Here is an 11,049-nt window from a genome sequence, read left to right on the forward strand (position 1 = left end):
CCACAGCTGCAAGGAATCGATTCACTAAAATTCAAAATGGCTATAATATATGCCGTGAACATCGCCATCAACAACAAACAACCATACAAACCCAACATAATAGTCCGTGGAAAGATCAGCAACAAACAAACGCCAATCTCAACAGCTGGCACCAGCCAAACCAACACCCAGGCAAAATCTGTCAAGATTGGAGACTTGCCGATCTGGATCTGAAATTTATCATAATCCATTAACTTACTGGTTGCTGCATAAAGGAACAATAAGAAAAAAAGGCCGGATATAACTTCTACGATTACACCACGGCCAATCTTGCCCCTGTTTGCGAGAATTTTAAAACAACAGTCAGATATAAAGTTCATTTTCATAGAGTTCATAACAATTACTTTGATTACCCAAATTTCGCCAGGAAAAGCAAGGCAGTGTTATATACCCATATACAGAAAAAATGTATACCCGTATACAATCCCGCTGTATACAAATACACACTTTACCTACTACGGATCAATACCATAGCAAAAACCAAAAAATGCTTTAGATTAATTTTAAGCTGTTCAGCTTTTCCAATTGCCGTACATAGCCCACCCTGGTCAGATTTACATGTAAGGCCTGAACCTCCTGACTGGTACAATAAATGAAGCTCTGGTTTTCGGCAATAAACTGTTTCACCCGTTCCATTGGGGCCTGCAGTAACAAGGCATTGCGTTTACGGTACTGCACCCCTTGTCGAACTGCCAATATCCGTATGGCATTATTGATATCAGGATAATACTCCATTAAATCCAGCAGATCAGCGTAGCTGACCGACAGCACCTCCCCACTCTCCAGTATTTCTATATAGTCGGTTCTCGGTTCTCCATCCAACAGTCCGGAATCATTAAATATGAACCTGCATTTGTTCCAGATATTAGTGCCGTACCTGCAGCTTTTATCCATACTATAATAGTAGCTATGTACCATTGCCTGAATAGAAAACAGCAAATGCCCCTCCCATCCCGGGCCGGGACTTTCCAGCTGCTGATATTTAACCGCATTGTGAAGCCTACATCGTTTCACGATTTCATTGATCTTGCTTTCTTCAGCACTTACGAGCTGTCCGAAAGCAGGCAGTACGTAGCGGGTGATCAATTCCCTTTTATAATCTTCTACATAGTAATTCATAGGTGTAAATTGGGGGCGTTGTATATGGCAAAATTTTGCTGTATAGCTACAACAAAGTTCTGTGTTGAAAAAGACTTTTTACTAGGCCAGCAGTGCAAATACGCACTAGGCCAATATTCTAATCATCAGAATGTTTACTCACAGAATGCAAACAAATTCCTGCTGCGGCCAAAATCACGCCTGCCACATTAAAGATCAATTGCTTTTCCCAGCTCCAGGCAGACAAAACACTTCCGCAGCTACAGGGAATAACCGAACTAAAATTCAGCATAACCATGATATAAATTGAAAACAAAGTCATTAAGGCCAAACAACCGTATAAGGCAAATCTTCTTTTTCCAGGACGGATCAGTAATATACAAATCAAAAGTTCCAAAGCCGGAATCAACCATTTCAGAATACCTGCGTAATCTCCAAGTACGGGCAACCTGGACATCTGGGTCTGGAACTGCTCACTATGGAAAAGTGCACTTAGACCAGCATAAAGAAACAGGAGAAAAAAGAGCAGCGAGATCAGGCCTATAACCAGGCTATATGACCTCTTTCGTTTAAATACAAAAAATTCAAAGTCATTAAGTTTCCTAAAATTAAAGCTTCGGATCATAATTCCCCGAAGAAAGTTTATTGACAGCTGAGTTTTCATTTATAGTATCCACTAATTTTTGTTAATTTAATTCAACATAAAGTTCAATAGCAGAGATGAAATTTCAGCTATGCCAGTTCAGTTAATTACTACTGTGCCAGTTAGTTGACAAAAGACTAATCTTCGTAAATTATAGACTTCCGTCTTATATACTTTGGAGAAAATCTCATCCTTTGCCATTTTTTTGTTATCGCTTCGTCGATTTCCCCGCTGCTAAAAACAGTCTCTAAAATGGCCGCCGGGCTAAATTTCTCGTTGTTCATAATCACGAGGCCTCCCATTTTATGTTTCATAAAAGCCAATGACAAAACCGGTACCGTTAAACAACCAGGCTCGGCTTCAAATGTCCATTGCTGTGGCGCTAAGGTTTTATCTGTAAAAGAGATATCCGCGGTCTGTACCTCGTGCATTAGCATCCGCTCGTTTTTAAGATCAAAAGACACCACAGTACAGTTCAATTTGCAATGCGTAGCACCTTTAAGAAATCTCAGGTCTTGCGGCAATTGCAGCTCCGGGAGCTTAATCTGTAAAATATTCCCTGTAAGCGCCACTTCTGGCTTTACCAATAAGGATTTTTTTAAAGGGGAACCAAGATTAAAGTCAAAACCATCCAGTGCAGCAAAATTTAGTTCCTCCAAAATCACCCGGTTTGTTTTCTCGTCTAAAGCCTGGCGCAACGACTGCAATACTTCCGTAAGAAACCTGGTGTTCATATCTCCATCATGAAAACCCGCAACAACCGTGTTAAACGCTTTCCTTATGGCACAAGCAAGGCTACTTCCATAGCCAAAAACTGTTGCTGCATTTTTTGTACCTTTAGTACGTGCACTTTTAGGCGTAACCGCTTTTGATTGTATGATCTGCTTGCCCCGGTGTACCTTTGAAATTGTTGGGCCTACCAGGCCCCTTAAATGTTTCCCATCAAATCTTGCCATTTCGATTTATATTTTGGTTAAAGTATATACTATGTTACAGCCTGGTTACTCCTGAGTTAATACCCAGTTAGAGCAGAGTAAGTCCGGGTTTTTACGGAAAAACCCGGACTTACTCCGGACTCACTCCGGAGTAAGTCTGCCCGGAATACGAACGAGGACCAGACCATTCCTGATCTTGTTACGGCCTCGAATTAAATTAATTAACTTAAAACTCATAAAAAAAGCCGGGTATCATCTCCCTTGTATGATACCACGGCCTGGCTTTGTCTGTCTAAATTCAAAGAGTGTCGATTTTCTAAAAAATAAAGCCCCTAACTTTAATCTCTACAAAAAATTTCTCTTCTCTTTTAGCCTCTTCAACAAAATTTTATTAATTTAACACTCAGCAAAGTTCTAATTTGAAAAATACTTTTAGGTAGGCCAGTCTAAATTATACATACTGTGCCAGTTTCCGATCCTCTTTTGTCTTGAAAATCATCAAGCTCAATTTGCTAAAATTTAAGTTAATCTCATCTCAAAAAAATGACAAAAATTGACTCTCAGTTGTGGAGAATACCTGATCTAATGGAAGGGTTCTACATGGCACAAGTGTATGAATTCATCATTGAAAACATACAGGAAGGTATTTTACTGCCTAATACCTATTTACCGCCTTACCGGGAACTTGCCCAGTTAAACGGCATCAACAGAAACACCATTTTACGTGTATTCAATAAGCTCCAGGAACAGGGTTGGGTGATCGCCCGGCCGGGAAAAGGTATTTTTGTATCCCCTACTTATCCGGGCCATGATCCGCTCCATCCGGCTTCGGCAGCTATTGATCGTTTACCAGTCCGACTCAGATCACCAGCTCCATTACCTCAGGATCCTGAAAAACCAAAGCAAAACTTTACAACTATAGGCTTTGACATTCCCAGTCCTTATTATTTCCCGGTAAGCTTGTATTACAAATACATGCGATACCATACCAAACGCTACCAAAATGTAAAACAAATCCAGCAGGTTATCGATGCGCAAGGCTTCGATTTTAAGGATGCCATCCTTACCCATTTTAATGTGATGCGTGGATTTAACCTTCAACCGCAATCTTTAGAGGTGATTATGGGCAGGCGGGAAAGTCTGGATGCCTTGCTTAACGTACTGATAGAACCTGGAGACACTGCCATCAGTACAGCTCCTCAAGACCTTGTTCTCCAGGAAGCTCTGGACAAATCTGGTGCAAAAACAATGGCCTTGAGCACTGTAGACCCAACCTTCATAGATCAACTATCAGACTTACTGCAGCATACAAAAATCAAAGTACTCCATGTACGTCCACAATGTGGTTATCCTGAAAACAACCACCTGAGTCCGGAAATTTGCAGGCAACTCATTAGTCTTGCCAAAGAACATCAATTCTACCTTCTGGAGGAAGACGAATACCATGAATTCTGGTACAAACCTCAACCCTATATCCCATTGGTGAGATACAACCACAAAGGGCATGTTATATATCTCGGGGTGCTGAGCCTGCTCACACCTTATATGCAAAACACCAGGGTCATCGCCGCAGCGGCAGAATTTATTGCGTTGCTGAAAAAGGTACCCATGGAACCATTCCGTTACCGGAACATCATTGAAGAGAAAGTCATTGCAGATATTTTACGGAGCGGAGAACTTTGGAAATATGCAAAAAAAGCAAGAATGGCGAAAGAAATCCACCGGTATGAGATCAGTATGGAGATGCAGAATTACCTGCACGGAATTGCGGAGATTTATACCCCGGACAGCGGTTTAAGCCTCTGGCTGGAATTTGGACATGCTGAAAGTCTGTTGGGTTATATGCAGGCCATTGAGAACCAGGGTATCGAAATTCCCTATCCTGTGGGCAGTCAAATGCCGGGAACCGGCGTAACCAATATAAGGCTGGGCTATGGTACCTGGGATGTAAAGGAAGCAGAAGAGCCGGCTAAACTGATCAAAGAAAAGTTTAATTCCAGGGACAATTGACCCCAATTTGTTATCTTGAACCCGTCTAATTTTAAAAACAAACTCCAAAAGACTTTATGAACCCGATATTATTAAAATAATGATTAAGCACGCAGGGCAATAATTATTTTAATCATCAAAGGCTCCATCTAACAACTAAAAAAATAAAATAAACCAGATGAAAAGAACGCTATTAATTTTCTCCTTTTTACTGCTTACAGCCAGCGTTTCCTTTAGCCAGGACAACACAGCCTACAAAACCGCTCTGGGAAAGATGATGCAAGCCTCTGGTGCTGAAGCCATTTACAAGGCTGCTATTTCAAAAATGATGAGCATGATGAAAGAACAAAAAAGCGAGGTCCCTGCAGAAGTTTGGGAGAGTTTACAAACTGAAATGTTAAAAATTTCAGTAACAGAACTGACCGACATGCTGGTGCCTGTTTACCAAAGACACCTGACGATTCAGGACGTTAATGACCTGACCAGCTTTTACAATACTCCTTTAGGAAAGAAATTTGCAGAAAAATCACCTCTGATCATGCAGGAATCTATGCAAATTGGACAACAATGGGGTCAAAAGATTGGTCAGCAGGTGGCGGATAAGCTGAAAGATAGGGGCTACTAGGATTGTATCAAGAATTTGATACAGAATAGGGCGGATTCCCTGCCTCATTCATTATTTTTACGAATTAACCAATTGACTAATTCGTAAGGCATGAAGAAACTCTTACTCAACCTTTTTCTCCTTACTGCATCCTGTGGTGTTTTTGCTCAGGATGCAGTAAATTATCAAACGCCTCCAAAAGCTATGGCAGATCTGCTCCTGGCTAAGCCAACACCTTCTGTCCGGCTGGACAGCAAAGCAGAATGGATGCTGCTCAGCAACAGGAACTCTTATCCTTCTGTCGAAGAACTGGCTATGCCCGAATTGCGGATCGCAGGGCTACGCATCAACCCTGGAAATTTCGCGCTCAGCAGACAGACTTTCATCAATGGCTTTACCCTTAAAAACATCAAAACTGGTAAAACCCTGGCTCTAGCTGGCCTTCCTGCACCATTATTTGCTGGTTATGTGAACTGGAACCCTGCCGAAACCAAGATTTCTTTCACCAATACAACAGCAACTGGTGTAGATCTGTATGTTATTGACATTGCTACAGCTAAAGTAACTAAGGTGAACAAACAACACCTGAATGTTATTCTTGGAAGCGGCATCAGCTGGCTGGACAACAATACGATCTTATACAGAACGATTGTAAGACCTGCAACTGAAGCCCCTGCTAAATCTTTAATGCCAAAAGGCCCTGCAGTGCAACAAAATCTGGGCAAAGTTTCGCCAAGCGCCACTATCCAGGATTTGATCAAAACACCTTATGATGAACAGCTTTTCGAGTTCTATGCCACCTCGCAGCTGGTGAAAAACAGCAATGGTCAGGAATCTCCGATTGGAAAGCCTGCTATTTACCTAAGTGTAAGCAGTTCTCCTGGTAAGACCTACTTGTTACAACGCAAGATCAGAAAACCATTTTCTTACCTGGTATCTGCAGGAGGTTTTCCTTCTGTAGTAGAAATTACAGACCTGAATGGAAAGATAGTTAAAGAACTGGCACAACTTCCTTCTTCAGAGGGTACACCGTCCGGATACGACAACCTGCAGAACGTACCAAGAGGCTTTGAATGGCGTGCGGATGAAGCAGCTACTATTGTTTGGGCCGAGCCTTTGGACAGTGGGCTAATCAAGAAACAGGTGCCTTTTCATGATGTCGTTTATGCGCTGAATGCACCTTTTACTGCAAAAGCAAAAGAGCTCTTCAAAACTCAGACCCGTTATCGCAGTACCACCTGGGGCGATGCGAATTTAGCCCTGGTACAGGAAGGATTGCGCAGTAAACAAACTTTCCGGACAAGCCGTTTCAATTCCACAAGCGGTCAACTGGAAACCCTATACGAAGGAAATCAAACCGATGCTTATAATGATCCGGGAGATCCGGTACTGACCAGGAACAAATATGGAAAATATGTGATCCAAACGGTAGATAACGGCACTAAAATGCTGATGAACAACCAAACAGGTTCTTCTCCAAAGGGAGATTTACCTTTTCTGGCCAAGTTTGACCTGGCCAGCAAAAAGAACGAAATCTTGTGGAGAAGTACCGAAGGTACTTTTGAATATGTTGAAGATGTGATTGATCCGGTTAAGCTGGTTTTACTGACCAGACGCGAATCTCAGAAAGAGGTGCCGAATTACTTGATCAAAAACCTGGTACTCCGCGTTGCAGACCGTCAGATTACCGATTTCAGCAATCCTTATCCTGAACTGAACGGGGTAATTAAGGAAAAAGTAGCCTATAAACGTGCGGACGGCATAGACCTGACTGGTCATTTGTATTTACCTAAAGGCTATGACAAATCTAAAGACGGACCGCTTCCGTTACTGATCTGGGCTTACCCCAGAGAATTCAACTCTGCAGCAGATGCGGCACAAATCCGCGGTTCTAAAGACAAGTTTACGACCATCAGCTGGGCCTCGCCTATTTATTGGGTAACGCAGGGCTATGCTGTTCTGGACAATGCAGAGATGCCAATTGTTGCTGCCGAGGGTAAAAAACCAAACGATACTTTTGTAGATCAGCTGAAAATGAATGCGGAGGCGGCCATCAATAAACTGGCAGATATGGGGGTTGCAGACCGTAACCGTGTTGCGGTTGGCGGCCACAGTTACGGTGCATTTATGACCGCTAATTTACTGGCCCACACCAATTTGTTTAAGGCGGGTATTGCCAGAAGTGGTGCTTACAACAGAACCTTAACACCTTTTGGTTTCCAGAACGAAGACCGTACTTACTGGGATGCACCAGAATTGTATTACCAGATGAGTCCTTTCAGTTATGCGAATAAGATCAAAACTCCATTATTGCTGATCCATGGAGATTCTGACGACAACCAGGGTACTTTCCCGATCAATAGTGAGCGCTTGTTCAATGCTATCAAAGGATTTGGTGGTACAACAAGATATGTTTCTCTTCCTTATGAAGCGCACAGCTACAGAGGCAAGGAAAATCTGCTTCACATGCTCTGGGAAATGAACAGTTGGCTGGATAAATACGTAAAGAATGCTAAATAATAAGAAAGCGGCTATATCAGCCGCTTTTTTTATGCAAATTCTTCTCGTTATATGTAATATTACATATATAACGCTGTCTAACAGGTGTATTCCATTTAAGCTGTTGCTATGTCAAAGAAATCCATTGTCCTCTGGTCGTTTATCCTGTTAAAATTCATCATTCAATACTTCGTCATTCATCCGGTTTACGATCTGCAAAGAGATGAATTTCTACATCTTGACCTTGGAAAACACCTGGCCTGGGGTTATACTTCTGTTCCACCACTAACCTCCTGGACATCCTGGTTAATGTTAGCGTCTGACCATACCCTTTTCTGGTTGAAATTTTTCCCTGCATTATACGGTGCCCTCACCACATGGGTGGTCTGGAAGATTATAGAAGAGCTGAAGGGAGGCTGGTTTGCGCTGATATTGGGCGCAATTGCAACAACCTTTTCTATATTGTTCAGGATCAATTCGCTCTACCAGCCTAATTCCCTGGATTACCTCTGCTGGACAATGCTGTATTATACGTTGATTAAATATACCAATACCCAACACCGCAACTGGCTTTTTGCTGCCGCTGCTGTATTTGCAATTGGCTTTTTGAACAAATACAATATCCTGTTCCTGGTGTTCGGCTTATTACCTGCATTGCTGCTTGGAGAACAACGCAAGTGGTTCTTAAAGAAAGATTTTTACCTCGCCCTGGCTTTAGCGCTGCTGCTCATTTCACCCAATCTGATCTGGCAGTTTCAACATCATCTTCCTGTACTTAAACATATGGCAGAACTGAGGGCCACACAATTGGTCAATATGAACCGGATGGACTTGTTTAAGGAACAGTTGCTGTTCTTTGCCGGAGCAGACTTTGTCATGATCGCGGGTTTGACAGCTCTGATCATCTACCCCGCTTTCCGCCCTTATCGTTTTGTATTGTTCTCTTATATTTTCACCCTGCTGATCTTTTCTTATTTTCAAGCTAAGCCTTATTATGCCATTGGACTGATTCCCGTATTGCTGGGTTTTGGAACGGTCTATCTGGAACAATTGTGCAGCAAGGGCTGGACCCGGCGGCTAAGACCGGTAGCAATAGTACTCCCACTGCTCGTGTTTCCTTCTTTTGCAAAACTTACCTTGCCGCTTTACAGCCCTGAAGAAATTATTAAAAAGCAAGCTGTAGATAAAAAATTTGGGGTGTCCAGGTGGGAAGACGGGAAAGATCATCCTTTACCCCAGGATTATGCGGATATGCTGGGCTGGAGAGAACTGGCTGAAAAAGTAGACCGGGTATATGCTGGTGTAGCAGATAAAAAACATGTACTGGTGATCTGCGACAATTACGGCGAGGCAGGTGCTATTAATTTTTATTCCAGGTACAAGAACATAGATGCGGTATCTTTTAATGCCGATTACAAAAACTGGTTTGATCTGGATAAGGCGTATGATAAGGTGATCTGTATCAAGGAAAACTCGGCTGCCAATCAAGGTAATCCCAATGAGAAAGCTTTGTTCCATAAGATCACAGTTATGGGCAGCATTGAAAACCCGTATGCCAGGGAAAAAGGAACTTATATTCTTTTGCTGGAAGAACCCAAAACCGATATTAATCTTTTACTCAGAAAAAGAATAGCTGCTTTAAACTAGGCCTATTTAAACCTGATCGCTTTTAGCGGAGAAATCTTGCTGACCAGTAAAGAAGGCAGGATCAGAACGATAAGGCAGATCACCAGGGTAGCCACATTGAGTAAAATAACATCGGCTGCATGGATCTCTACCGGAACATATTTCAGGTAGTAAGAACTTTGATCGAGGGTGAAGATATGGGTGTGGTTTTGAAAATAGGCCAGTCCAAGCCCCAGGACATTTCCAAGCAGCAATCCAATACCCACCAGGTAGGCAGCATTGTACAAGAAAATCTTCATAATACTGAAATCACTCATACCAAAGGCTTTAAGTACACCGATCATATTGGTCCTTTCCAGGATCATGATCAGCAATGCAGTAATCATATTGATTACACCAACAATCATCATTAAAATGAGCATGACACGAGTATTCACATCGAGCATGGACAGCCAGGAGAAAATATTCGGATAATAGTCTCTTACCGATTCTGACTTCAGACGGGCATCCAGGTGATCATAAATGCCATCTGCAATCTGATCAATTTTAGAGAAGTCTTTAACCCGCACCTCTATACCGCCAACTTCGTTGGCTTTCCAATTGTTGAGACGGCGGATGACGTTGAGGTTCCCAATCACAAAACTCTTATCGATCTCTTCTACGCCAATGTCATAAATTCCAACGATCGTCAATTTACGTTTCCTTGGAGGATCCTGTACAAAGTGCATAATGAAGGAATCGCCGGCTTTGAGTTTCAAACGGCTTGCGGTATAACTGGAAATCATAATTTCCGAATTGGATTGAACACTGTCTTTAAAAGACATGACCCGTCCGCTCACCAGGTGGCTTTTGATATAGTCCCAGCGATAACTGGAATCTACGCCTTTGAAATTAATGCCTTCTACTTCATCATTTGCAGATATAATGGCTGGTTTAGTAGAATAAGGCTGAAAATATTCTATCTGTGGATTATTTTTGAGTGCTTTCAGCGTTTCTGCACTGGGGGCAAATGGGGAAAGTTCAAACGAATTGTTCAGGTCTAGTTTAAAGATCCGGATGTCTCCAACATAACCTCTTACTTTATCCTGGATCTCGGTTTTAAAGCCTTTGATAATGGCTACAGACAGCATCATAACCGATAAACTGAGCATAATGCCCGAAATGGCAATGCGTACAATCAGTTTGGAAAAGGTGCGCTCTGCTTTTACAGAGATCTTTTTGGCTATGAAATATTCTATATTCAATGTTTTGCAATAAATAGTAACTTAGCAAAAATGCTTATTTGATTTGGATTTAAAGCATATTTATTAAAAAAGAAACCCGATGAAAGCCACCGCATCCCTGTTATTATACCTGAGTTTAAGCACCCTTGCCTTAAAAAACTGTGCAGCAAAAACACCAGATCAATTCCATTCTGATACCCTGGCCACCTATAGTGTCCAGCCTGTACCTATGGGTAAGAAGCATAAGCAGGTTCCTGTGGAGGGTATCCGTACAGGTGCAGAGCAAACGGAGCTGTACCTTCCTTTACTGGAAGGAAAACGGGTAGGTATGGTGGTGAACCCGACTTCGATAATTGGCCAGGAAAATTCTGTAGACAGCCTGCTGAAAAGAGG

At 42.2% G+C, this 11,049-nt stretch carries 9 protein-coding genes and 1 pseudogene; 5 read left to right on the forward strand and 5 right to left on the reverse strand.

Annotated features, from left to right (window positions below):
* The 4 genes from VNZ46_RS21830 to VNZ46_RS21845 form a co-directional block, all read right to left on the reverse strand.
* Positions 1-359: MauE/DoxX family redox-associated membrane protein (locus VNZ46_RS21830; RefSeq protein ID WP_325562573.1), on the reverse strand; the 359-nt coding region annotated here is incomplete at its 3' end.
* 172 nt (positions 360-531) lie between these two features.
* Positions 532-1,158: a hypothetical protein gene (locus VNZ46_RS21835; RefSeq protein WP_325562575.1), complete on the reverse strand. Its 627-nt coding sequence runs from the start codon at positions 1,156-1,158 to the stop codon at positions 532-534.
* 118 nt (positions 1,159-1,276) lie between these two features.
* Complete coding sequence (locus VNZ46_RS21840) at positions 1,277-1,762, reverse strand: MauE/DoxX family redox-associated membrane protein (protein WP_325562577.1); 486 nt, start codon at positions 1,760-1,762, stop codon at positions 1,277-1,279.
* 155 nt (positions 1,763-1,917) lie between these two features.
* Positions 1,918-2,736: a hypothetical protein gene (locus tag VNZ46_RS21845; protein ID WP_325562579.1), complete on the reverse strand. Its 819-nt coding sequence runs from the start codon at positions 2,734-2,736 to the stop codon at positions 1,918-1,920.
* 522 nt (positions 2,737-3,258) lie between these two features.
* Here VNZ46_RS21845 and VNZ46_RS21850 point away from each other — a divergent pair.
* The 4 genes from VNZ46_RS21850 to VNZ46_RS21865 all read left to right on the forward strand — a co-directional run bounded on the left by VNZ46_RS21850 (position 3,259) and on the right by VNZ46_RS21865 (position 9,454).
* Positions 3,259-4,725, forward strand: a complete 1,467-nt coding sequence (locus tag VNZ46_RS21850) for a PLP-dependent aminotransferase family protein (RefSeq protein WP_325562581.1) — start codon at positions 3,259-3,261, stop codon at positions 4,723-4,725.
* Between the two features lie 157 nt (positions 4,726-4,882).
* Positions 4,883-5,329, forward strand: coding sequence for a DUF2059 domain-containing protein (locus VNZ46_RS21855; RefSeq protein WP_325562583.1), 447 nt, complete (start codon positions 4,883-4,885; stop codon positions 5,327-5,329).
* 90 nt (positions 5,330-5,419) lie between these two features.
* A complete protein-coding gene (locus VNZ46_RS21860) occupies positions 5,420-7,828 on the forward strand; it encodes an alpha/beta hydrolase family protein (protein WP_325562585.1) in 2,409 nt (802 codons plus the stop codon).
* Between the two features lie 108 nt (positions 7,829-7,936).
* Positions 7,937-9,454, forward strand: coding sequence for a glycosyltransferase family 39 protein (locus VNZ46_RS21865; RefSeq protein ID WP_325562587.1), 1,518 nt, complete (start codon positions 7,937-7,939; stop codon positions 9,452-9,454).
* Positions 9,455-9,456: 2 nt separating this feature from the next.
* On the opposite strand, the gene VNZ46_RS21870 is transcribed toward VNZ46_RS21865, so the two are convergent.
* Positions 9,457-10,677 (reverse strand): ABC transporter permease, encoded by a 1,221-nt coding sequence (locus VNZ46_RS21870; protein ID WP_325562589.1) that lies wholly within the window; start codon positions 10,675-10,677, stop codon positions 9,457-9,459.
* A gap of 79 nt (positions 10,678-10,756) precedes the next feature.
* Here VNZ46_RS21870 and VNZ46_RS21875 point away from each other — a divergent pair.
* Positions 10,757-11,049: pseudogene (locus VNZ46_RS21875) on the forward strand (DUF1343 domain-containing protein); the annotation flags it as partial.

The sequence above is a fragment of the Pedobacter sp. genome, from assembly GCF_035566355.1.
In the GTDB taxonomy this organism is placed as follows: Bacteria; Bacteroidota; Bacteroidia; order Sphingobacteriales; family Sphingobacteriaceae; genus Pedobacter.